Here is a 23,005-nt window from a genome sequence, read left to right on the forward strand (position 1 = left end):
CGTCCATGTCGTGCCGGGCGCGGTTCAACATGAGCCGCGCCAAGCTCGATACCGAATCGATCGCGAAGGCGCTCTCGGAGCTCAATGCCGAGGCCGTGTCGCCGTGGAGTCTAGTCGACGGTAAGCTTCACAAGGCATTCCGGTTCCGGGACTTCGTCGAGGCGTTCGGATTCATGAGTCGGGTCGCCCTGGTGGCCGAGTCGATGGATCATCATCCCGAGTGGAGCAACGTCTACGACCGGGTCGTTGTCGATCTCTCGACCCACGACGCGGGCGGGATCACGACGTTGGATTTTATCTTGGCGAATCGGATCGAGGGCCTCGGCAGCTAGCGCCGCACCGCGGACGTCTCGATGCCGCCTCTCGGGTACGCCGACGTCAGCCGGCACGCGGGGGAGGCGGACGTCAGGTCGCCGTGGATCCATGCGCGAATGGCCTCGGAGATTGCGCGGCGGGGTACTAGGACGTCCGGAGAGACCCATGCCCATCCTGATCCTGGCCTGGAAGAGCCTCCTGAATCGCCGCGGCACGGCGCTGCTCACGGTCCTGTCGATCGGTCTGAGCGTTGCGCTGTTGGTCGGTGTCGAGCGCCTGCGCACCGAGACGCGTGCGAGCTTCGCCAATACCATCTCGGGTACCGACCTGATCGTCGGCGCGCGGACCGGACCGGTCCAGCTGCTGCTCTACGCGGTCTTCCGAATCGGTCAGGCCACCAACAACATCTCGTGGGACTCCTATCTGGAGATCGCGGCCCACCCGCGCGTCGCCTGGGCCATTCCGATCTCTCTGGGTGACTCGCACCGCGGCTACCCGGTGCTCGGGACCACCTCGGCCTATTTCGAGCACTATCGCTACGGCCGCGGTGATGGGCTCGTCCTGGCCGAGGGTGCGCCCTTCTTCGACCTCTATGACGCCGTACTCGGGGCCGATGTGGCGAGGGCGCTGGGCTATGGGTTGGGCGATGCCGTCGTGATTGCGCACGGGGCCTCGGATGTCGCCTTCGCGCGTCATGACGAGCATCCATTCCGCGTTGTCGGGGTCCTCGCGCCGACCGGCACCCCGGTCGATCGCACGGTGCATGTGAGCCTGGAGGGTATCGAGGCGATCCATGTCGGCTGGGATGGCGGGGCGCCCTTGCCCGGCCGGGTCGTCGATGCCGATGCGGCGCGAGCCATGGATCTTGCCCCCAAAGCCATCACGGCGGCCTTGCTGGGCCTGACCTCGCGGATCTCGACCTTCCAGGTGCAACGTTTCGTCAACGACTACCGAGCGGAACCGCTGACGGCCATCCTGCCCGGCGTGGCACTCGCGGAGCTGTGGGGCCTGATTGCAGTCGGGGAGCGGGCCTTGCTCCTGGTCTCGGGATTCGTGGTCGTCGTGGGCCTCTTCGGGCTCTTGACCGCGCTGCTGACGAGTCTCGGCGAGCGCCGGCGCGAGATGTCGATCCTGCGCTCGGTCGGTGCCCGTCCGAGCCACGTCTTCGCGCTGATCCTGGGCGAGGCGCTCGTGCTGACCCTGCTCGGTATCCTCGTCGGCCTCGGGGTTCTCTACGCGGCGCTGTTTGTGGCCCAGCCGCTCATTCTGTCCGAGATGGGTATCTTCGTTGCTGTCGGAACCCTCTCGGCTCGTGAGATGATGTTGCTGGCGCTGGTGCTCGCCGCGGGTGTCCTGGTCGGTCTGATCCCGAGTTATCGCGCCTATCGGCTGTCTTTGGCTGACGGGCTGTCGATTCGCGTGTGAGTCATTAAACCGCGCCCGATGCGGCATGCGTCCCTTGTTGGATGGGATTGGATCGGCCGCGCCAGCTCCGACAGCTGTCGGAGCTGGCGCGGCTGGTCGAAGGCTCTTGTTCGTTGTCGTGTTCGTCGTCCGGAGTCCGATTACGACAACGACAGGACATGGAGAGGTTCTGCGACGGTTCGTCCAAGACTTGCGGCGTAAAGGGCTAAATCCTGAGAATCAAGACGATGAGACTATTTGTGCGGCTGTTCCCGGTGATTCTCGCCCTGGGGCTTGTGGGTTGCGGCGAAGAATCGTCCGAACCCGAGTCAGCGATTTCAGGCGCGATGCAAGTCGAGGAGATCGATTGGGACCGCTTGATCCCGGTCGAGTGGCAGCCCGAGACCCTGCTCGAGGGCTTCGACCTCGACGCGTTCGATGCGATGGACGACGACGATCCCCGTGCGACCGCGCTGATGGACAAGCTCATGGCGCTCTGGGCCGATGCACCGGTCGTGGAGGAGCTCGACGGGCTCAGGGTCCGTCTACCCGGCTTCGTCGTGCCGTTGGAGCTGGATGCGCAAAAGATGTCCGAGTTCCTCCTGGTGCCATACTACGGAGCTTGCATTCATGTCCCGCCGCCGCCCGCAAACCAGACCGTTCATGTGGTTGCGCCCGAGGGGCGCGAGTATGTCGGCGAGCTGTTCGATACCGTTTGGGTGACCGGGACCCTTCGGGTGATCCGCTCCAGCAGCGAGCTGGCCGACGCCGGCTACCGGATCGACCTGACCGAGATCGAGCCCTACGACGGCGAGTTGGAGCCCCTTTAAACCGCGCCTCCGCACGACAGGCACCGTCGTGCCTTGAATCGGTCTCGCAGGAATCAATGACCCTTTCAGCAGGCGCGGTTTAAGTCTTTCAATTTTTAATCTAAACCGCGTCGACTCCAACCTTGTAGGTGTCCTCGAAGTTGAGGGTGCGCTCGAACGTCATCATGCACCGCGGACGCGGTTCAGCTTGGATTCGGCCGAGTGACCCCACATCCCCCAAGTGTCGGAGGCGAGTGGCGAGCGATCGCGGACTTCACCGACAGATGCTCCGAGCCCCGGGGCACTCGATCCGCAGCGGAGACGACCTTGGATACCGACATCCTCACCCGTATCGAGATCAGCAAGGAATATCTCAATTTCAGCGCCGGCCATTTCACCATCTTCTCCGCGACCGAGCGTGAGAACCTCCATGGCCACAATTTCAGGATTCGCTGCAATGTGACGGCGCCGATCGGGGCGGACGGGATGGCGTTTGATTACGTCATGCTCAAACGGGTGCTCAAGGCGCTGTGCGACGAGCTCGACGAGCGCCTGCTGCTGCCCGAGCGCTCGCCGCATTTGCGCATCGAGCGTGTCGACCGGATGGTGATCGCCTGGTTCGGCGAGGAGCGCCTGACCTTCCTCGAGCGCGACGTGCTGCTCTTGCCCATTCGAAACGTGACGATCGAAGAGCTGGCGGAGTTGCTGCTGGCGCGGCTGCGGGTGCGACCCGAGCTGGACGGTCGAGATCTGCGCGCCATCGAGCTGGGTGTCTCGTCGGGCGACGGACAATGGGCCTTTTCGTCTTGGAGCACACCATGAACCTACTGGTCGTCACCGGTGCGAGCGCCGGGATCGGTCGCGCCATCGCAACGCGCTTTCTGCTGGAGGGCAGCGTTGTCGTGAACCTCTCGCGCCGTCCCTGCACGGAGCGGGGCGTGGAGAATCTGGTTTGCGATCTTGCACAGCCCGACGCGATCGATCGGATCGCGGCCCCGCTTGGAGCCTGGTTGGCCGATGCCGAGCGCATCTGTTTGGTCCACAACGCCTCGATCATGCGACGCGACAGCATCGACGCCTTGCCCAGCGAGGACCTGCGTGCCGTGCTCGAGCTGAATCTGGTGGCCGCCAACGCTCTGAATCAATTGGCTCTGCCGCACATGGGCGCCGGGTCGAGCATCATCTACATCGGGTCGACACTGGCGGAGAAGGCGGTTCCCGGGGTGGCGAGCTACGTGATCGCCAAGCATGCCTTGGCCGGGATGATGCGCTCCACCTGCCAGGATCTTGCCGGGCGCGGGATACACACCTGCATGATCTGTCCTGGTTTCACGGATACCGAGCAGATTCGTGCCATGATCGGCGGCGATCCGGGCACCCTTGCCGCATTGACGGGGATGTCCGCGTTCGGTCGGCTGATCGAGCCGGAAGAGATCGCCGAAACCGTGGCCTTTGCGGCCCATGCCCCGGTGCTGAACGGGGCGCTCATTCACGCCAACCTCGGGCAGCGCGAGCGATGACCGCGACGACGTCGCGCACCGTCTGCATCAGCGGCGGGACATCCGGGATCGGCGCGGGGCTCGTCGGCGCGTTCATCGAGGCCGGCGATCGCGTCGTGACCTTCGGGCGGGATCCGGAGAAGGTCGCCGCACTCGCGCAGCGACGGGGTCAGGCCGTTGCCTCCGGTGCCTTGCGTCTCCTGGTGGGCGACGTGACCCATGCGGATTTCCGCGAGCAGCTCGTCGCCGAGATCCGGGACAGGGACGGGCGACTGGATGTCCTGGTGAACAATGCCGGGGTGATCTTAAGCCAAGGCGATATCGAGGAAACGGTCGAGGCATGGAGGACGACCCTCGAGGTCAACCTGATTGCGCCCTTTGCCCTGACCCAAGGTTTTCTCGGCTTGCTCGAGCAAAGCGCCGCCCCGGTCGTCATCAACATGTCGTCGGCCTGTGCGCAGCACCCCTTCGAGACCTGTACATCGACGAGCTATTCCGCCAGCAAAGCGGGTCTGGAGATGTTGACCCAGCGACTGGCGATGGCGCTGGGGGGGCGCGGCATTCGGGTGAACGCGGTCGCTCCGGGCGTGGTGGAATCCCCGATGTGGGGCGGTGCGAGCGATCTGATCGACTCGACCGTCAAACGCCGTCACCGTTTACGCCAAGAGGCGATCGAGCCATGCGACGTGGCGCGTGCCGTCCTCTTTCTCGCCTCCGAGGACGCGCGACGGATTACGGGCGCCTGCCTCAATGTCGATGCGGGTTATGCGCTTGGCTAATCCGAAGAGAGCCGTTATGAAGCCGAGAGGCGAAGCGCGGAAAAATCTTCAATCAACCTGAACCGCGTCCCGCCGAGTCGATTGTTCGAGGTGACCTCGCAGTCACCTCGACACGATTCATGTCACTGCTGGCGGTTCAGGTTCAGCCGAGCTCGTCGGTCGGGATCTGCTGCATGAGCCCGAAGCTCTTCACGAAGGGATTGGCCATGCGCGGGTCCTTCAGCATCGCCTTGTAGTCACCTTCCTTGAACTTGAGCTTGCCGGTCATGAAGGCCGTGCCCATGCCGGCCATACCGATGCCCTTCTCGACCCACTTGAGCCAATCCTTGAGATCGGCGCGCATGTCCCAGTTGGCGGGCGGATCCGTTTCCGACCAGGCGCCGGCACGCACGCATTCGCCCTTCTCGACGACGAAGACCCCGCGCGGGTTCTCCTCGTTCTTGAACCCACAATAGATGACCGAGTTGAAGTCGATCTCGGCCAGCTTGTCTTTGACCTCCGGCTCGGCGTTCCAAGCGTCCTTGAGATGGTTCATCCACTCGGCGGAAAAGAGTGCGGCCATTGTTGTAGTCCTCCAGTTTAGCGGCGTTGGTGCCGCGCGCGAGATCGCGGCGGCGGGGAAATTCCGTTCCGGGGGGCTGCGGTGCCGAACCCCGTTCGTTGCACCCGCAATTTTACCAGGATGAGGGGAAAAGGATACGGGGCGGCGATGGATGCCGCCCGGGGGAACCCGTCAGGTTCAACCGAATTCCAGACGAATCCCGGCGGAAGCAAGGCGCTCTGCCTCCTCTTCGAGCTCTAAACGGGTCAAGGGGTGATCGGCGAGCCAGTCGTCCGGGAAGCTCAGGGCGAGGTTGTCGCCGTCGGTCGCGAGCGTTGGATTGGGTTTGTTCTCCGAGGAGCGTCCGCGATGCAGCAGCACGGCAAGCCGCAGGATGACACAGAGCCTGCGTGCCGCCTCCCCGCCGCCGTGGGGCAGGGCCGCGAGCTCTTGAACGGGAAACTTTCGCCTGTGTCCGAGCACCAACGCGGCGAGCAGCATCTGCTCCGGCCGCGTGAAGCCGGCGAGATCGGCATTGCGCAGCAGATAGGCCCCGTGTTTCTGGTGTTGGCTGTGGGCGACCATGACGCCGATTTCGTGGAGTCGTGCCGCCCACGCCAGCATCAGCCCGTGGCTGGGATCCTGCAGCGACCAGGGTGCGGTGAGCCGGCGTAAGAGGGCCAAGGCCGTCGCGCGGACACGTTGGGCGTGGTCCTGGTCGATCTGAAAGTGTCGGCCGAGGGTCTCGACGGTTCGTTCCCGGACATCCACGTGTTGGCTGCGCCCCATCATCTCGTAGATCAAGCCTTCACGCAGGGCGTATTCCGAGACCTGCAGATGTTGTATCCCGAGTGTCTCGAAGACCGATCGCAGTACGGCGACACCACCGGCGAAGACCGGCTTACGCTCCTCGGCCAAGCCCTTAAGCGCAAGAGCGGAGATTCGACCCGTCTCGACGAGCACATCGCGAAGCCGCAGCAGTGCCGTTGCAGAGATCCCGTCCTCGCACCAGCCTTCGGCCGCCACGACCGCCGCGATGGATTTGATGGTCCCGGAGCTGCCGACCGCCGTTTGCCAGCCGGTGCGTCGAAACAGCTCGCGCACGGGCCGGACCTCGAGCGCGCCGGTGAGCTCGGCCTTTTCCATCGTCCGAGCGGTGATGCGCCCGTCGGCGAAATGGCGGCGCGACATGCTGACGCAGCCCATGTGCAGGCTCTCGCGCAGGCGTGGTGAAAAACCGAGTCCGACGATGATCTCCGTGCTTCCGCCGCCGATGTCGACGACCAGGCGACGCTCGGTCCCCGCGGCCAGGTCATGGGCGACGCCGAGGTAGATGAGACGAGCCTCTTCGCGGCCTGCAATGACCTCGATCGGGTGGCCGAGCTTGGCTTCGGCAAGCGGGAGGAAATCGCTCTCCGGTGCAATCTGGCGCAGGGTGTTGGTTCCGACCGCGCGCACGCTGCCGGGAGGGAACCCGCGGAGCCGCTGGCCGAATCGTTCCAGACACGCCAAGGCGCGCTCGGCGACTTGAGGATCGAGCTGCTTGTCCTCGCCCAAGCCTTCGCCGAGCCGGACCATCTCCTTGAGGCGATCGGTCACCTGCATGTGACCGTTGCCGATGCGGGCGACGATCATGTGAAAGCTGTTGGATCCGAGATCGACGGCTGCGACAACCTCTGGCAGCATGGTCTCGACGGCGTCCTGGACGGGCTCTTCAATCATGGCAGGGTCCAACGCTGAACGGCGCGTAAATGGTACCAGAAGCCGACGCCATCGCGGGTGTCGCCCGTCGATGTCGCCCGTCGATGTTTCCGTGGATGTCCGAACGCGCGAGGTCAGAAGATCGCGCGTACACGGATAGGTTAAAATGCGCATCGCAACCGATGCGGTTGCGACTGTGTGGAGTGACAGGATGAACGAGACGCCACTTCAGGTGCTCAACCGTGTCTTCGGCTACGATCGTTTTCGCGGCGCCCAAGCCGAGATCATCGACCGGGTGATCGCCGGCGGAGACGCACTGGTGTTGATGCCGACAGGCGGCGGCAAGTCGCTTTGTTATCAAATTCCGGCGCTCCTGCGGCCCGGGGTCGGCGTGGTGGTCTCGCCGCTGATCGCATTGATGCAGGATCAGGTCGACGCGTTGAGACAGCTCGGCGTGCGGGCGGCCTTTCTGAACTCGTCGCTGACATTGCAGGAGGCCCGCGCGGTCGAGGAGGCGATGCTCTCGGGCGATCTGGACCTGGTCTATGTCGCCCCGGAGCGCCTGCTGACCGAGCGTTTCCTCGCGCTGTTGGAGCGTGTCCAGGTTGCCCTGTTCGCGATCGACGAGGCCCACTGCGTCTCCCAATGGGGCCATGATTTCCGCCCCGAATACATCCAGCTCCACCTGCTGCACGAGCGCTGGCCCCGAATCCCGCGCGTTGCCCTCACCGCGACCGCCGATGCGCCGACCCGTGCGGAGATCCTGACCCGACTGGGTCTGGAGCAGGCCGGGCAGTTCGTGTCCAGCTTCGACCGACCGAACATCCGCTATCGCATCGTCGAGAAGGCCAGCCCGCGTCAACAGCTCATCGCCTTCTTACGCACCGAGCATCCAGGCGATGCCGGAATCGTCTACTGCCTGTCGCGGCGCAAGGTCGAGGAGACGGCGGCCTATCTTGCGACCCAGGGCATCGCAGCCCTGCCGTATCACGCGGGGCTCCCGGCCGAGACGCGGCGTACGCACCAAGCGCGGTTCCTGCGCGAGGAGGGCGTGGTCATCGTTGCGACCATCGCCTTCGGGATGGGGATCGACAAGCCGGACGTTCGCTTCGTCGCCCATCTGGATCTGCCCAAAAGCCTGGAGGCCTACTACCAGGAGACCGGCCGCGCCGGCCGCGACGGCCAAGCCGCGGATGCCTGGATGACCTACGGTCTGGGCGACGTGGTGATGCTGCGTCGCATGATCGAGGACTCAGAGGCGGAGGAGCGCTTCAAACGGGTGGAGATGCAGAAGCTCGACAGCATGCTCGGATTCTGCGAGACCACCGAATGTCGGCGTCAGGTTCTGCTCAACTACTTCGGCGAACACCTGCCCAAGCCCTGCGGCAACTGCGACACCTGCCTGGAGCCGGTCGCCACCTGGGACGGAACGCAGGCGGCACAAAAGGCGCTCTCCTGCATCTATCGTACGGGCCAGCGTTTCGGCAGCAGCTATCTGGTGGATGTCTTGCTCGGCAAGAAGAACGAGCGCATCCGCCGCTTCGGACATGACCAGGTCACGACCTTCGGCATCGGCCAAGAGCTGTCCGCGGATCAATGGAAGTCGGTCTATCGCCAGCTCGTCGCGGCCGGGTTTATCAGGGTCGATTTCGAAGGGCACGGCGCGCTGTGCCTGACCGAACAGAGCCGGCCCCTGCTGCGCGGGGAGCGCACCCTGCGCCTGCGCCAAGACCCGGACCGTAAGAAGTCGACCGGAGCGGGTCGCAAACCTGCCGCGGAGCTGCCGAGCGATCCCGAAGCGCTCGCCTTGTGGGAGGCCCTGCGCGACTACCGACGCCAGCTTGCCCTAGAGCAGGATGTCCCTGCCTATGTCATCTTCGGCGATGCGACCCTGCGCGAGATTCTGACCTACCGCCCGCGCGATCGCGACGAGCTGAGCCGGATCAGCGGTGTCGGTCAGGCCAAGCTCGAGCGCTTCGGCGATGGCTTCCTGAAGCTGCTCGCCGCGCACGCGGCCAAGCACGGCCGACCCTCGACAGTACCGAAGCTGCCGGTTGCGAGATCTGCCTCGGTCGGTGCGCGCGACCGCGAGTCCGGATTGACCGACACCATTCGAGAAACCCTCGCGCTCTTTCGCGCAGGCCAAGGTGTCGAGGCGATCGCCGAGCAGCGTGCCTTGAAGCCCAGCACCGTCTACACGCACTTGGAGCGGTGCATCGAGGAAGGGCAAGTCGCCGTGAAGGATGTCGTGCGCCTCGATCATGACACCGTCCGGGCGATCGAATTCGCCATCGAGCGACTGCCCGAGAACGCGCTCATGAGCCTCAAACCGATCTACGAAGCCTTCGAAGGCCGCTATGATTACGGCCTGCTGCGATGCGTGCGAGCCGGGATGGGCGTTTTAAGCGAAGATTGATCCGTGTTGGTTCTCGGCGAAAGATCCCGGCCAAAGCCTCCTGATCGGCTCTCTTGATATACTCCTGCCTGTGCGAGATCCATCGGAGTCCGCCGTGAGCTTGACCCAGCAAGACATCGATTTCATCAAATCCAACATGGCCGTTTGGCTTGCCGAGCAGAGTCTCGGCAAGCCGCCTGCGGTCTATGAGATCGAGCTGCGCGAGCGCATGGTGCGCGTCGAGGAGGAGCTCAAGCACCAGCGCGAGTTGATGCGTCAGGGCTTCGAGCAGATGGACAAGCGCTTCGAGGCGATGCAGGTCAACATGGACAAGCGCTTCGAGCAGGTCGAGCGGCGCTTCGAGCAGATCGACAAGCGCTTCGAGCAGGTCGACAAGCGCTTCGACGAGATGATCCGTCGCCACGACCGCCACTTCCTGTGGCTGATCGCGTTCATTACCACGGTCGGCGGCCTGGTCATTGCCGCCGGCAAGTTGTGGTAGCGTGTCCGCCCCCGAACGCGCTTGGGAACGATTCAAAAACAACCGAAACCTGTAGGCTGGGACGAGCTTGCGAACCCCGGCATCCCCGAGGGTCAAGATGTACGACTGCAATATCCCCGAGACCGGGGCCGAGACGGCCCCGCTCCACTGAAGCCGGGGCGTCCCGCCCCGAGCGACCGACATAGCCCCGGAGGCATCGAATCGTGGAGGCTCTGAAGCTCAAGACCGTCGCCGATCTCATCACCAGCCCCGAGGAACGCGTCGAGCTGATCGACGGCGAGATCGTACGCCGACCGATGGCGCGTATCGACCACGGCACGGCGCAGACCCACACTGCCATCGAGCTCGGCGCCTTGACCCGTCGCGGCGGCCCCGGCGGCTGGTGGATCGCCACCGAGGTCAGCGTCGCCTACGAGGCCCATCAATGCCCGAGCCACGACCTGGCCGGCTGGCGCAAGGAACGCCTGCCCGAGCGCCCGAGCGGCATCATGGAGCTGCCCCCGGATTGGGTCTGCGAGATCGTCTCCCCCGGCCACGAGCGCAAGGACACCCTCACCCTTCTGCTGCTGCTGCAACACCACAGGGTGCCGTTCTACTGGCTGCTCTGGCCCGAGGACCGCACGCTCGTCGCCTACGCCCTCGAAGCCGGCCAATACCGCATCTGCGCCACCATCAGCGAGCCGACCAGGGTGCGTGTGCCGCCCTTCGACGAGATCGAGCTGGACCTGGGCTATATCCTCGGGGAATGAGCCGGCGGCACCGCCAGCTACACCTGGCAACAGGCGCTGCAGCTCGCCGATAGCGCGACCGACTTCGGCCATGCCGATTGGCGCGGGCCCAACATCAAAGGGCTGTCCTCCATCGTCGAGCATGCCAGCTACCGCGCGCCCATTGACGTCGCCGTCCGCCTGGCCCTCTCTGTCACCAAGTCCAGTAATGAGAGTCAGAAGGGAAGACCCCGTTTGTACTGCTCGGCGCTTGAGGTTCGGGCGAATTTGGCCCAGTTTGGCCGAATCGGACTGATTTCTAAGGAATGCTCATGCGCAATGTTTCTGCCCACGACGCCAAGGCCCGCTTCGGTCAACTGCTCGACACGGCTAGGCGCGAGCCCGTGGTCACCGAACGCCACGGTCGCCCCGTCGCTGTCGTGGTTTCAAAAGAGGCATACGATGAGCTTAACGACATCAGACTGCAGCAGCTTCGCGCGGAGATCGACCTGGGACTCGCGGACCTTGAACACGGCGCGTATACCGATTACCAGGCTGACGACCTGCCCAAGCTCGCCGAACGGATCAACGCTGCTGGCCGTCAGAACTCGCGAAGACAACCCTTGCCTGTGGAGACCTCGGCCAGACATCAACAAAGGGCTCTACAGCTATCCCCGGCAGAGCCAGGTCATCTACTCGGAAACCGCAGCCGGCATCGGGACCTGCCGTGTCCGGTTTGACGTGCGGCCCCGTGGCGATCCTCTTGCGACGCGCTAAGCTTGATATGACGGCGACGGGCGAAACGGGGCCTCCGCGACGCCGATCGCCGGCGCCGGCCGCATCCACGCCACGCGGCCAACCCATCTGCATGGAGGTCGATCATGATCGAGATGATGAGCGGATTGCCGGACAACGTCATTGGCTTCAGCGCTCTTGGCAAGGTGGCCGCGGCCGACTACGAGGAGAAGATCCTGCCGGCAGTCGAGGCCGTTCTCGCGACCCACGACAAGGTGCGCCTCTTGTATCACCTGGGCGATGGTTTCGACGGCTTCGAGGCCGGCGCGCTGTGGGAGGACGCCAAGGTCGGTCTGAGCCATCTGGCTGCGTGGGAGCGCATCGCGCTGGTCAGCGACGTGGATTGGATCCGCGCCGCAACCAAGGCGTTCGGCTTTGCGATGCCGGGAGAGGTCAAGGTCTTCGAGAACGCAGAGCTTGAAGCGGCAAGGGCCTGGTTGGCCGGCTGAGGTCCGAGCCGCGACAAACCGCGATGCCGGGGTCGAAGCGCCCCGGCGATCAAGGCATCGTCGGCTTACTCTGCTTCATAGGCCAGATTCGGCGCCAGCCAGCGCTCGATCTCGGGCAGCGGCATGCCTTTGCGCTCGGCGTAGTCGGCGACCTGGTCGCGGGCGAGCTTGCCGACGGCGAAATAACGGCTGTCGGGGTGCGAGAAATAGAGTCCGCTGACCGCCGCCGTCGGCACCATGGCCTTGGATTCGGTCAACCAGATGCCGGTATTGCGCTCGACATCCAGCGCCTGCCAGAGGAGGTCCTTCTCGGTGTGGTCGGGCGAGGCGGGATAGCCCATCGCGGGACGGATGCCTTGGTAGCGCTCCTCGATCAGGTCTTCGTTGCTGAGATCCTCGTCCGAGGCATAGCGCCAATGGCGCGTCCGGACCCGTGCGTGGAGCATCTCTGCCAGCGCCTCGGCGAGGCGGTCGGCGATCGCCTTGAGCATGATGGCGGAGTAGTCGTCGTGATCGGCCTCGAAGGCGGCGACACGTTCATCGATCCCGATCCCGGTGGTGCAGGCGAAGCCGCCGACATAGTCCGGGATGCCGGTCTCGGCCGGAGCGATGTAGTCGGCCAGACACTCGTTGTATTTGCCGGGCGGCTGCTTGCCCTGTTTGCGCAGGCAGTGGAAGGTCAGCAGGGTCTCGCTGCGGCTCTCGTCGGCATAGACGGCGATATCGTCGCCGACCGCGTTGGCGGGGAAGAGTCCGATGACCGCGGCAGCCCCGAGCCACTTCTCGGTGATGATCTTGTGCAGCATCGCCTTGGCGTCGTCGAAGAGCTTGCGGGCCTCCACGCCCTTCTCGGGGTCGTCGAGGATCTGGGGATAGCGCCCGCGCAGCTCCCAGGCGTGGAAGAAGAAGGTCCAATCGATGTAGGCCGCGATCTCCTCGAGCGGGATGTCGCGGAAGGTCTGCACACCGGGCTCGGCAGGGACCGGCGGCTGATAGTGTTCCCAGTCGATCGGCGTGCGGTTGGCTTGGGCCTTGGTCAGCGGCACCAGGTCGCGGGCCTCGTCGCGCGAGGCGCGTCGCTCGCGGATCTGCGCATATTCGGCGCGCACACCGGCGACGTACTTCTCCTTCATCTCCTTCGACAGCAGGCTGCCCGCCACGCCCACTGCGCGCGAGGCGTCCTTCACATGGATCACCGGGTGCGCATACTGGGGCTCGATCTTGACCGCCGTGTGCAGTTTCGAGGTCGTCGCACCGCCGATCAACAGCGGGATGGTGAAACCCTGACGCTGCATCTCTTTTGCGACATGGACCATCTCGTCGAGCGAGGGGGTGATGAGCCCGGACAGCCCGATGATGTCGGCGTTTACCTCGCGCGCCTTGGCCAGGATCCGATCGGCCGGCACCATGACGCCCATGTCGATCACTTCATAGCTGTTGCACTGGAGTACGACCCCGACGATGTTTTTGCCGATGTCGTGCACGTCGCCCTTGACCGTCGCCATGAGGATGCGACCCTGGGTGTCGCCCTCGCACTTCTCGGCTTCCAGGAAGGGCTCCAGATAGGCGACGGACTTCTTCATGACGCGCGCGGATTTGACCACCTGCGGCAGGAACATCTTGCCCTCGCCGAAGAGATCGCCGACTACGTTCATGCCGTCCATCAGCGGGCCTTCGATGACGTTGATGGGCGCGCCGAGCTTCTGGCGTGCCTCTTCCGTGTCCTCGACGATGAAATCGGTGATGCCCTTGATGAGCGCATGCTCGATGCGCTTCTCGACCGTCGTTTCGCGCCAGGAGAGATCCTGCTTGTTCTCGATGCCCGAGCCGTCGCCCTTGTACTTGGGCGCGAGATCGAGCAGCCGCTCGGTGGCATCCGGGCGCCGATTGAGGATGACGTCCTCCACCGCTTCGCGCAGCTCCGCCGGAAGATCGTCGTAGATGGCGAGCTGGCCGGCGTTGACGATGCCCATGTCCATGCCGGCGCGGATGGCGTGATAGAGGAAGACCGAGTGGATCGCCTCGCGCACCGGGTCGTTGCCGCGGAACGAGAAGCTCACGTTGGAGACGCCGCCCGAGACCTTGGCGTAGGGCAGCTCGCGCTTGATCCGCCGGGTCGCCTCGATGAAGTCGACCGCGTAGTTGTTGTGCTCCTCGATCCCCGTGGCGACGGCGAAGATGTTGGGATCGAAGATGATGTCCTCCGGCGCGAAGCCGATCTCCTCGACCAGGATGCGATAAGCGCGGGCGCAGATCTCGAACTTGCGATCCTGCGTGTCGGCCTGACCGACCTCGTCGAAGGCCATGACCACGGCCGCCGCGCCGTAGCGCTTGACCTTCTTCGCCTGCTCGCGGAAGGCCGCCTCGCCTTCCTTCATGCTGATCGAGTTGACGATGCACTTACCCTGGACACACTTGAGCCCGGCCTCGATCACCGACCACTTCGACGAGTCGATCATGATCGGCACGCGCGCGATGTCCGGCTCCGCGGCGATCAGATTCAGGAAGCGCACCATGGCCGCCTGCGAGTCCAGCATCGCCTCGTCCATGTTGATGTCGATGATCTGGGCGCCGTTCTCCACCTGCTGGCGCGCGACATCCAGTGCAGCATCGAAGTTGCCGTCGAGGATGAGTCGCTTGAACTTGGCGGAGCCGGTGACGTTGGTGCGTTCGCCGATGTTGATGAAGGTGGCTTGTGGGGTCATGGCATCGATTCGCTGTGGCGGGGGGCGGTTGCGTTGCGGCTCGACGCCGTCGGACGCGAGCGCTCAGGCGAGCAGGGTGCGTACATCATACTTGGCAATCCCCGGATCGCGCGTGACCAGAACCAACGAGGAGGTCTGTGCCTGCGCCACCAGAAGCCGGTCGAACGGGTCGCGATGATGCATCGGCAAGCCACGATATGCGGTTAGGTGAGGGATCTCGATCTGGAGCACGCAGTAGCCGGCCTTCGGGATTGCCTCGAAGAAGTCGGCAGGTAGATCGAGCTTGCCGATCGATGACTTGATCGCACACTCCCACAGGGACACGAGGCTCACGCAGACGAGGTTCTCGGCCGACCCGATGACCTCCTGCGCCGTTGTCGAGAGCGCGGCAGGCTGATGGAGTGCCCATAGAAGGGTATGCGTATCAAGCAGGACACGCACGGTCAGTCGACCATCCCGAGGTCGCGTGCGATCTCTTCAGGCCATGCGTCGAAGTCGTCGGCGATCCGCAATTGCCCCTGAAAAAGCCCGAGGCGCTGATTCGACGGCGTAGGCTCATAGCGGGTGATTCGCACGACAGGCTTGCCCATCCTGGTGATGATGATGTCCTGGCCCTGGCTGGCCTGCTCGACGACCTCGGAGAAGCGGGCCTTCGCGTCCGTCACGTTGAGAATGGCATTCATGGTCGAAGATTCCGCCGGTCTGACCTGGTCTGACTATAAGGTCCGGGCCGACAGCGAGCAAGGGCGTTCGCCCCGGGGTTTGGTACTCGGGTATGCGCGGATCAGGACAATTCAATTACAGATCAGAGAGATGCCGTAGGTCTCAAAGAGCCTGGCGCGCGTGACCAGGGTCACGCGTCCGACATGCGCCCAAGCGCTGAGCATCTGATCGAAGGGGTTGCGATAATGGTCGGGGAGGCGTTCGGTTTCGGGCCGTGCTTCGCCGCTAAACAGTCTCGACCTCCAGGTTCGGATAGCCCAGGGTGTATTCGAGCCGTGCGCCGATACGCCGTGTGACGGTGAAGGTGAGGTAGCCGCTTTGCCACGACAGGGCCTCGGGGGTCAGGTGATCGACGTCGAGGGCCGATAAGAGCGCCTCGTCGGCGCGCAGCCGTGCCAGACTGGGGGTAAAAAGCCTCGCTCGGTGAGCAAATCGACCAGAAAGGTCGGCGTGCCGGTCTCGAACCACCAGGTGCGGAATTCGCGCGCATCGAACAGCAGCAGGAGATCGAAGGGGTTATAGACGGCCTCGCCTGTCCAGTTATAACCGTTGTACCAGCGGCGAATCTGCTTTCGGTCCAGGCCGGGAAGCTCGGGAGCAAAAACGGTCCCGACATCCTGCTCGGTGTAGCCGCAGAGGGCCGAGTAGCGTGCATCGATCGTGATGTCCTTCAGATTGTTTAGCCCCGAGAAGATGCTCACCGTGCTGAACTTGCTCACCCCGGTGAGGAAGGCGAAACGGATATGGGCGTCGGATCCCTTGATCACCGAGTAGAGGTTACGCAGTCCGTCGCGCATCGCGCGAGCCGTATCGCGATCGTTCAGATTGTCGAGGATCGGCTTGTCGTACTCGTCCACCAAGACCACGACGCGCTGCCCGTAGTGGGCGTGGGTCTTGCGAATCAACTCGCCGAAGGCCCCGGCGATGTCGAGATCCGGATGGACGGCGACCGCCAGTGCCTCCCGGTTGATGCGCAACAGATCGGCGATACGCGCATCCAGCGCTTCGCGACTCTGCAGGACTCCTTCGGCAAAGCTGATCCGGATGACCGGATAGCGCGTCGACCAGTCCCAGTGCGGATGGATCTTCAGCCCTCGGAACAAGGGCTCGTTGCCGGCAAACAGCTCGGCCAGGGTATCGATCAGCAGCGACTTGCCGAAGCGCCGCGGGCGCGAGAGGAAATAGTATTTCCCATCGCCGATCAACTGTCGGACAAAACCTGTCTTGTCGACATAGTAATAGTCCTCCTCACGGATCTCGCGGAAGGTCTGAATCCCGATCGGCAGTTTGCGGCGGTGCATGGCTGACCTCGGCAGGCTGATGCGTGATGGGCGCGGCGGCGGCGATCGAGCGCCCTCTGCTCGGCGGAACGGGTCGATGAGGGGCTGTCATGTGAGCCGCAGCGCCTTGACGATCCTTTCCTCTTCCAGGATCTCGTATACCAGCCGATGCTGAATATTGATTCGCCTTGAATAGGCGCCCGCAAGATCGCCAACGAGTGTTTCGAAAGGGGGGCAGCTTAAATGGGTCTTCGGCAAGAATCGCCAACAACTCCCGTGCCTTTGATTTCAAGCCGCTTGACGCCAGCTTCTTCGCGTCCCTCTATGCTTGCTTCGTATAAACGAGCTGCCAGTTCAGCAATTTAGATCACCGGCACACTCGTCAACGGGCGTCTTCATCCCTTCCCGGATCGATTCGCGCATACCAGGGGCAGATAGCAAAAACAGAGTCTCTTGGATCGCCTCCCAGTCTTCCGCGGAAACCAGCACTGCACTGTTCCGCTTCCCCGAGATCAGCAGCGGTTGATGCGAGGATGCGGTCTCGTCGATCAGCCGATACAGGTTTGCGCGCGCTTCGCTGGCCGTGATGGTAGCCATGACACACCTCCAATGAGCCAAGAATCCCGAGTGTCGGATATTTCGTGCGTGCGTCAAGAGGTACGTTTGAGCCGCATAAGACCCAGAGGCGACAACCGGGAACAGCCCTCGGTTTTCGGGCTTTGTCGCCTCGGTCGGCTGAACGCGTCTGGGCAAGTCCGCCGACCGACCGTGATCGCGATCTGTTCATGGGTTCAGGAAAGCGGGCTCAAGTCTTGCGATCACGCGCCGCGTGATTGCAAGACTTGATCGGGGTCAGTTAAATGGCGACCCCGCGACCCCGCGACCCCGCGACCCCGCGACCCTGCTCAATGCGGACTCGACACGCTTCGCGACGCACGAATCGGGCGTGTCGACGGTCCCCTCAAAATCGAAAGACGACCTGAAGGCCAAACAGGTTCCAATACTTGGCAAGCGCGTCCGGATCGGGGTTTTCGCGGGGCGAAAGGATAAAGGTTCCCTCATTGTGCTGATATTCGGCGCGAACCATCCAGTGCTCGTCGATATCCCATCGAAGGCCGAGGCTCCAAATCTTGGAGAAACCCGAGAAGGCAGGGGCAAGCCCGCCGGTTGCCGCCGAGAGCGCATTCCCCTCACGATCCTGACGATCGGCAAAGCCCTCCTGGTACGTCAACATGAGCTGCAAGGGCGGGCGCACGCGGTAGGTCGCCTGAACATAGTAGCCTTCGCCGACCGCCTTGCGATCGGGAAAAGCGGGGCCGTAGCTGCGCCACTGCAGGGGCTCACGCGCGTACTCCGCGGTCAAGCTCCAGTCCTCGGCTCGGTATTGGGCAGAGGCGATCCAGTAGAGAATGTCGGTCGTGCCTGAATCGAGAGTCCATGCGACGTCTCGGTCGGGCCGGAAGCGCAGGGCCAAAGCAGCACCGCTCAGGCCGAGCTTCAGCCGTTGGGAGCTCGACGTGAACCACGCGCTGCCGATCCAGGAATTTCCGTCTGGCGCAATATCTCCGGGGAAGTTGCCGTTGAGGTAAGACCATTCGACGTTTTCGTCGACCAATGACTGCCCGTACACGAGGGTCCCCGAGAAGGTCCCGAAATCCGTGGTGGTTTCGCCGAAGAGTGCAGCCCCATCAGAGGACAGGACCAGGTTCCGCACGCGGTCGAAGTAGACCACTTGAGGCAGAAAAATCCCAGGGTGGGTGAAGGGCACGTCGCGCGTCTCGTTGTAGAGACCCAAGGGGTTCTTGATCCGCCCCAGGCGCACGTGAACACCATGCTGCGGCGAATCCAGCAGGCTGATGTCGGCCAAGGCATAGTCGATGGCCGGTGTTCCCTCCGACATCCCGCCCGCGCGCCGAGCAAGCACTTGACCGGCCACCAAGAGCTCGGGCAGCACGCGGAGCGAGGCATTGACCCCCAACTCGGTGAAATCGAACGAGGTCTGGTCGCTGTCGCCGAACCACCGATTATCGCTGGTCTTCAACACGGCTTGAGCGCCGAAACCATGGATCTGGAAATCATTCCAAACGGACTGCGCCGGCGTCGGGCTTCCCCAAAGGCTTGCGACAAGGGCGGCGATCAGGCGTTTGCGGTTCACCTCAACGCACCTCCAACATACGCACCCGGGGGTCTTTCGGCAGCTTCGAAACGTATCCGATCGCCCCGGGCGTGGAGGCGACGCGGCGGATCATCTCCTCTTCGTTGGCAACCGTGGTCGGCGCCTGTCCGGTCCCGGAGAAGATCTGTCGGTCCCAGCCGGTTCGCAACTGGCTCGGGAACAGCCCCAAGAGATCCTTCGCGAATGCGATGTGCAGCGGATGGTCGTCAGGCAACACGTAAATCTTCACGGGTTGCCCGTCCGCCCAGAGACGTCGGCGCATGCCGAAATAAAGTCGGGCCTCGTTCTGGGTCAACTCCCGCGGGGCGAGGCTCTGATTGACGATCGTTTCCTGGCCCGTAAGGCAGGTCGGCCATAGAGCACAGGCGAAGCAGGCGAGCGAGAATCCGTGAAACCGAAGCGAGCGCCGGACGGCAAGCGCCATTCGGGCATGGTCGGCAGTCCGCTGTCGAGAGCTTCCCATGCGCTAGGGACTTGCGTGGACACATCCGATTGCCGGGAAGTAGCCTTGAAGACCATTGCCGCGACGGTGGACACCGAGGTCGATGGAGCAGGCCGGAATCGTCCCGATGTAGGCCCACCCGAGGATGCACTCGCGCACTGCTTGTCTCCCTAGTCAGGCCGGGAGTGCGCCGCAAGGCGATAGAGGCTCGCATCGCATCCCAGCCGAGCTCAAGGCGCCGGATCGAAACACCGAAACCACTCTCAAAATCGACTCAGATCGTACTCCAATGCTGCAGTTGACTCAATTCAACGCCGCTTCGCCCCCTGTCCGGAAAGGCAAAGCAGCCACCTAGAGCAAACCGTCAGTGCGCGCCGCACTCGCGTCGCCACGGTTTCCAGGATCCTCGTCCTCGAGCGGGGCAGTGCGGGATTGCCAAATGCCGGGGCACGCAGCATCTCGAACCACCGAGCGGCGTCGAGCTGTCGATGTAGTCGCCGCATTGTATTCCCGAGGCCGTCATGCCATTCGAGAAGCGAATGTGCCTTGTGCCGCCGATCTTCGAATAGCCGCCGGACACTTCCGATGTGTGAGTTTAAGGTGTCAGGCTCGATTCACCCTCTGGCGGTCGTCTACAAATACTTGTCGTAGCGAGCAGTCGAGCGTTGCAGAGGTCAGGGTTGACGGGGATGCGGCGGTCCAGGTGCGAGCGGGGCGTGATGCTGTCGGACACCGCGTTCATTGAGTCTGGCTCCGACTGTTTTGGCGCCATCAGCGACCCCGTCGATGTCGAATCGCGCGGCGTGCAACTCTGATCCGGCTTCCCCTTCAGACCGTAGGTTACTTTGACTCTCCGATCCGCTCCCACCGAATTTCGAGCATCTCTTGCTCGCCGCGCCCGGTGCGTGGCCCAAGGGCTGCGAACACGATCCCGCCCCTCACCACCCCCGCTCCAACAACGGCCCCAAAAACCGCCCCGTATGCGACCGCTCGTTCGCGGCAATCGCTTCGGGCGTGCCGATCGCGATGATCTCGCCGCCGCGGTGCCCGCCCTCCGGCCCCAGGTCGATGATCCAATCCGCCGTCTTGATAACATCCAGATTGTGCTCGATCACGACCACGGTATTGCCCTGGTCACGGAAGCGGTGCAGGACGTCGAGCAGATGTTTGACGTCGTGGAAGTGCAGGCCGGTGGTGGGCTCATCCAGGATATAGAGTGTCCGGCCGGTGTCGCGCTTGCTGAGCTCGCGGCTGAGCTTCACGCGCTGGGCCTCGCCGCCGGAGAGCGTGGTGGCGCTCTGGCCGAGACGCACGTAGGCGAGGCCGACATCCATCAGGGTCTGGAGCTTGCGTTTGATGAGCTGAACGGGCGAGAAGAACTCGAGGGCGTCTTCGATGGTGAGGTTCAGCACCTCGTCGATGGTCTTGCCCTTGTAGCGGATTTCTAGCGTCTCGCGGTTGTAACGCCGGCCCTTGCAGGTGTCGCACTGGACATAGATGTCGGGCAGGAAGTGCATCTCGACCCGAATGAGTCCGTCCCCTTTGCAGGCTTCGCAGCGCCCGCCTTTGACGTTGAAGCTGAAGCGACCAGGGCCGTAGCCGCGCGAGCGTGCCTCGGGCACGGCGGCGAAGAGGTCGCGCACCAGGTTAAAGAGTCCGGTGTAGGTGGCGGGGTTGGAGCGCGGGGTTCGACCGATGGGGCTCTGATCGATGTCGACGACCTTGTCGAAGGAGTCGAGCCCTTCGATGGCGGTATGGGGTGCCGGTTGCAGCCCGGCGCCGTTGAGATGACGCGCGGCGACCGGGAAGAGCGTGTCGTTGATCAGCGTCGACTTCCCCGAGCCCGAGACCCCGGTGATGCAGACGAAGCTCCCGACCGGGATCTCGGCGTCGACGGCGCGCAGGTTGTTGCCCCGCGCATCCAGGATGCGTAACTGCCGATCCGGGTCGTTGGGCGTGCGCTGTGTCGGGATTTCGATCCGCAGGTCGCCGGACAGATAGCGCCCGGTCAGCGAACCGGGTGCGGCTGCAATCTCCTCGGCAGTGCCTTGGGCGACGATCTCGCCGCCGTGTACGCCGGCGCCTGGCCCGAGGTCGACGACCAGATCGGCGCAGCGGATCGCCTCCTCGTCGTGCTCGACCACGATGACGGTGTTGCCGATGTCGCGCAGGTGGTTCAGGGTCTTGAGCAGTCGTGCATTGTCGCGCTGGTGCAGACCGATCGATGGCTCGTCCAGGATGTACATGACCCCGACCAGCCCGGCGCCGATCTGGCTGGCGAGACGGATGCGTTGCGCTTCACCGCCGGAGAGCGTCTCGGCGCTGCGGTCGAGGGTCAGATAGTCGAGCCCAACGTCGACCAGGAAGCGCAGCCGGGTAGCGATCTCTTTGATGACCCGCGCACCGATCTCGCCGCGCTTGCCGGGCAGCTCCAGCCCCTCGAAGAAGTGAAGCGAGTCGCCCACGGGCATCGCGGCGACCACGGGCAGGTTGTGACCTTCCAGAAAGACATGGCGGGCCGCTTCGTTCAGCCGCGCGCCGCCGCAGGTCGGGCAGGGCTGGTGTGAGAGATAACGTGCCAGCTCCTCGCGGACCGCGCTGGAGTCGGTCTCTTTGTAGCGGCGCTCCATGTTGCGGATGATGCCCTCGAAGGGATGGACCTTCGCGGTGCCGCGCTCGTGCGGCAGCTTGAGCTTGATCTTCTCCTTGCCGGTGCCGAAGAGGATCAGCTGCTGGATGCGTGCGTCAAGCCCGTTCCAAGGCGTCTCGACGTCGAAGCCGTAGTGCTCGCCCAGTGCGCGAATGACCTGGAAGTAGAAGGCATTGCGCCGGTCCCATCCGCGCACCGCGCCGCCCGCCAGGCTCAGCTCCGGATGGAGGACGACCTTGGCGGGGTCGAAGAACTGTTCCATCCCGAGCCCATCGCAGGTGGGGCAGGCGCCGACCGGATTGTTGAAGGAGAAGATCCGCGGCTCGAGCTCCGGGATGCTGTAGCCGCAGACCGGGCAGGCGAAGGATGCCGAGAAGGTGATCATCGGCCGCTCGGGCTCGTCGATCGCAGCGACGCGGACGATGCCTCCGGAGAGCTTGAGCGCGGTCTCGAAGGACTCGGCCAGGCGCAGGGCCAGATCGGGACGCACCCGGAAGCGGTCCACCACCACCTCGATGTCGTGCTTCTTCTTGATGTCTAGCTCGGGCGGGTCGTCGAGCTCGTAGAGATCGCCGTCGATGCGTGCACGTACGAAGCCCTGCGCATGCAGCTCGGCGATCAGCCGCTGGTACTCGCCTTTGCGCGCCGAGACGACGGGGGCGAGCAACATGAGGCGATCGCCCTCCGGCAAGGCCATCACCTGATCGACCATCTGACTGATCGTCTGGGCCTCCAGCGGCTCGTCGTGGGCCGGACAGCGCGGCTGGCCGACACGCGCGAAGAGCAGGCGCAGATAGTCGTAGATCTCGGTGATGGTCCCGACGGTGGAGCGCGGATTGTGCGAGGTCGTCTTCTGCTCGATCGAGATGGCCGGCGAGAGGCCCTCGATATGATCCAGGTCCGGCTTCTCCATGACCGACAGGAACTGCCGGGCGTAGGACGAGAGCGATTCGACGTAGCGGCGCTGGCCCTCGGCATAGATGGTGTCGAAGGCAAGCGATGACTTGCCCGAGCCCGAGAGGCCGGTGAAGACGATCAGCCGCTGACGGGGGAGATCGAGATCGATGCTCTTGAGATTGTGCGTGCGTGCGCCGCGGATGCGGATTGTGTCCATGGGCTTGGGAGACCTGCGG

Annotated in this window: 20 protein-coding genes and 2 pseudogenes; 11 read left to right on the forward strand and 11 right to left on the reverse strand. The window is 63.9% G+C overall.

Annotated elements, in window-relative coordinates:
* The first annotated feature begins 5 nt into the window (after positions 1–5).
* The 6 genes from THIMADRAFT_RS04675 (at position 6) to THIMADRAFT_RS04700 (ending at position 4,806) form a co-directional block, all read left to right on the forward strand.
* On the forward strand, positions 6–332 hold the full coding sequence (locus tag THIMADRAFT_RS04675) for a 4a-hydroxytetrahydrobiopterin dehydratase (RefSeq protein WP_007191825.1): 327 nt from the start codon (positions 6–8) through the stop codon (positions 330–332).
* 148 nt (positions 333–480) lie between these two features.
* A complete protein-coding gene (locus THIMADRAFT_RS04680; protein ID WP_007191826.1) occupies positions 481–1,740 on the forward strand; it encodes an ABC transporter permease in 1,260 nt (419 codons plus the stop codon).
* 227 nt (positions 1,741–1,967) lie between these two features.
* Positions 1,968–2,549, forward strand: a complete 582-nt coding sequence (locus THIMADRAFT_RS04685) for a DUF3299 domain-containing protein (protein ID WP_007191827.1) — start codon at positions 1,968–1,970, stop codon at positions 2,547–2,549.
* Between the two features lie 306 nt (positions 2,550–2,855).
* Positions 2,856–3,350: a 6-pyruvoyl trahydropterin synthase family protein gene (locus tag THIMADRAFT_RS04690; RefSeq protein ID WP_007191828.1), complete on the forward strand. Its 495-nt coding sequence runs from the start codon at positions 2,856–2,858 to the stop codon at positions 3,348–3,350.
* Entirely contained in the window at positions 3,347–4,048 is a 702-nt protein-coding gene (locus THIMADRAFT_RS04695) for an SDR family NAD(P)-dependent oxidoreductase (protein WP_007191829.1), read from the forward strand. Before THIMADRAFT_RS04690 ends, THIMADRAFT_RS04695 begins: the two co-directional genes overlap by 4 nt.
* Entirely contained in the window at positions 4,045–4,806 is a 762-nt protein-coding gene (locus tag THIMADRAFT_RS04700) for an SDR family NAD(P)-dependent oxidoreductase (protein WP_007191830.1), read from the forward strand. The genes THIMADRAFT_RS04695 and THIMADRAFT_RS04700 overlap by 4 nt, the downstream gene beginning before the upstream one ends.
* A 142-nt stretch (positions 4,807–4,948) precedes the next feature.
* Here the strand turns inward: THIMADRAFT_RS04700 and THIMADRAFT_RS04705 are convergent, their stop codons facing one another.
* Together THIMADRAFT_RS04705 and THIMADRAFT_RS04710 are read right to left on the reverse strand one after the other, a co-directional pair.
* Positions 4,949–5,368 (reverse strand): SCP2 sterol-binding domain-containing protein, encoded by a 420-nt coding sequence (locus THIMADRAFT_RS04705; protein WP_007191831.1) that lies wholly within the window; start codon positions 5,366–5,368, stop codon positions 4,949–4,951.
* 177 nt (positions 5,369–5,545) lie between these two features.
* Complete coding sequence (locus tag THIMADRAFT_RS04710) at positions 5,546–7,069, reverse strand: Ppx/GppA phosphatase family protein (RefSeq protein ID WP_007191832.1); 1,524 nt, start codon at positions 7,067–7,069, stop codon at positions 5,546–5,548.
* A 190-nt stretch (positions 7,070–7,259) separates the two neighbouring features.
* Between THIMADRAFT_RS04710 and recQ the strand changes: the two genes are divergently transcribed.
* From recQ to THIMADRAFT_RS04735, 5 genes are all read left to right on the forward strand, one after another.
* On the forward strand, positions 7,260–9,464 hold the full coding sequence (gene recQ, locus THIMADRAFT_RS04715; protein ID WP_007191833.1) for a DNA helicase RecQ: 2,205 nt from the start codon (positions 7,260–7,262) through the stop codon (positions 9,462–9,464).
* A gap of 94 nt (positions 9,465–9,558) precedes the next feature.
* Positions 9,559–9,945, forward strand: a complete 387-nt coding sequence (locus tag THIMADRAFT_RS04720) for a hypothetical protein (protein WP_007191834.1) — start codon at positions 9,559–9,561, stop codon at positions 9,943–9,945.
* A 203-nt stretch (positions 9,946–10,148) separates the two neighbouring features.
* The gene (locus THIMADRAFT_RS04725) at positions 10,149–10,694 is read left to right on the forward strand and encodes a Uma2 family endonuclease (protein WP_007191835.1); all 546 of its coding nucleotides are present in this window, start codon (positions 10,149–10,151) and stop codon (positions 10,692–10,694) included.
* A gap of 290 nt (positions 10,695–10,984) precedes the next feature.
* A complete protein-coding gene (locus tag THIMADRAFT_RS24430; protein ID WP_007191836.1) occupies positions 10,985–11,392 on the forward strand; it encodes a type II toxin-antitoxin system Phd/YefM family antitoxin in 408 nt (135 codons plus the stop codon).
* Positions 11,393–11,533: 141 nt separating this feature from the next.
* Positions 11,534–11,896 carry a SpoIIAA family protein gene (locus THIMADRAFT_RS04735; RefSeq protein ID WP_007191837.1) on the forward strand — a complete coding sequence of 121 codons (363 nt, stop codon included), beginning with the start codon at positions 11,534–11,536 and terminating at the stop codon, positions 11,894–11,896.
* Positions 11,897–11,961: 65 nt separating this feature from the next.
* On the opposite strand, the gene metH is transcribed toward THIMADRAFT_RS04735, so the two are convergent.
* The 9 genes and pseudogenes from metH to uvrA form a co-directional block, all read right to left on the reverse strand.
* Complete coding sequence (metH, locus tag THIMADRAFT_RS04740; RefSeq protein WP_007191838.1) at positions 11,962–14,601, reverse strand: methionine synthase; 2,640 nt, start codon at positions 14,599–14,601, stop codon at positions 11,962–11,964.
* A gap of 63 nt (positions 14,602–14,664) precedes the next feature.
* The gene (locus THIMADRAFT_RS04745) at positions 14,665–15,042 is read right to left on the reverse strand and encodes a type II toxin-antitoxin system VapC family toxin (RefSeq protein WP_007191839.1); all 378 of its coding nucleotides are present in this window, start codon (positions 15,040–15,042) and stop codon (positions 14,665–14,667) included.
* 2 nt (positions 15,043–15,044) lie between these two features.
* Entirely contained in the window at positions 15,045–15,284 is a 240-nt protein-coding gene (locus tag THIMADRAFT_RS04750) for a type II toxin-antitoxin system Phd/YefM family antitoxin (protein ID WP_007191840.1), read from the reverse strand.
* Positions 15,285–15,558: 274 nt separating this feature from the next.
* A pseudogene (locus THIMADRAFT_RS04755) lies at positions 15,559–16,625 on the reverse strand (ATP-binding protein); the annotation flags it as partial.
* An 87-nt stretch (positions 16,626–16,712) separates the two neighbouring features.
* Positions 16,713–16,911, reverse strand: a pseudogene (locus tag THIMADRAFT_RS25430) (Txe/YoeB family addiction module toxin).
* Between the two features lie 47 nt (positions 16,912–16,958).
* Positions 16,959–17,201, reverse strand: a complete 243-nt coding sequence (locus THIMADRAFT_RS04760) for a type II toxin-antitoxin system Phd/YefM family antitoxin (RefSeq protein WP_007191842.1) — start codon at positions 17,199–17,201, stop codon at positions 16,959–16,961.
* Positions 17,202–17,565: 364 nt separating this feature from the next.
* Complete coding sequence (locus tag THIMADRAFT_RS04765) at positions 17,566–18,759, reverse strand: hypothetical protein (RefSeq protein WP_007191843.1); 1,194 nt, start codon at positions 18,757–18,759, stop codon at positions 17,566–17,568.
* 1 nt (position 18,760) lies between these two features.
* Positions 18,761–19,204, reverse strand: a complete 444-nt coding sequence (locus THIMADRAFT_RS04770) for a hypothetical protein (RefSeq protein ID WP_007191844.1) — start codon at positions 19,202–19,204, stop codon at positions 18,761–18,763.
* A gap of 956 nt (positions 19,205–20,160) precedes the next feature.
* Positions 20,161–22,986, reverse strand: a complete 2,826-nt coding sequence (uvrA, locus tag THIMADRAFT_RS04775) for an excinuclease ABC subunit UvrA (RefSeq protein WP_007191845.1) — start codon at positions 22,984–22,986, stop codon at positions 20,161–20,163.
* Positions 22,987–23,005 lie beyond the last annotated feature (19 nt).

This window comes from Thiocapsa marina 5811 (assembly GCF_000223985.1).
GTDB lineage: Bacteria > Pseudomonadota > Gammaproteobacteria > Chromatiales > Chromatiaceae > Thiocapsa > Thiocapsa marina.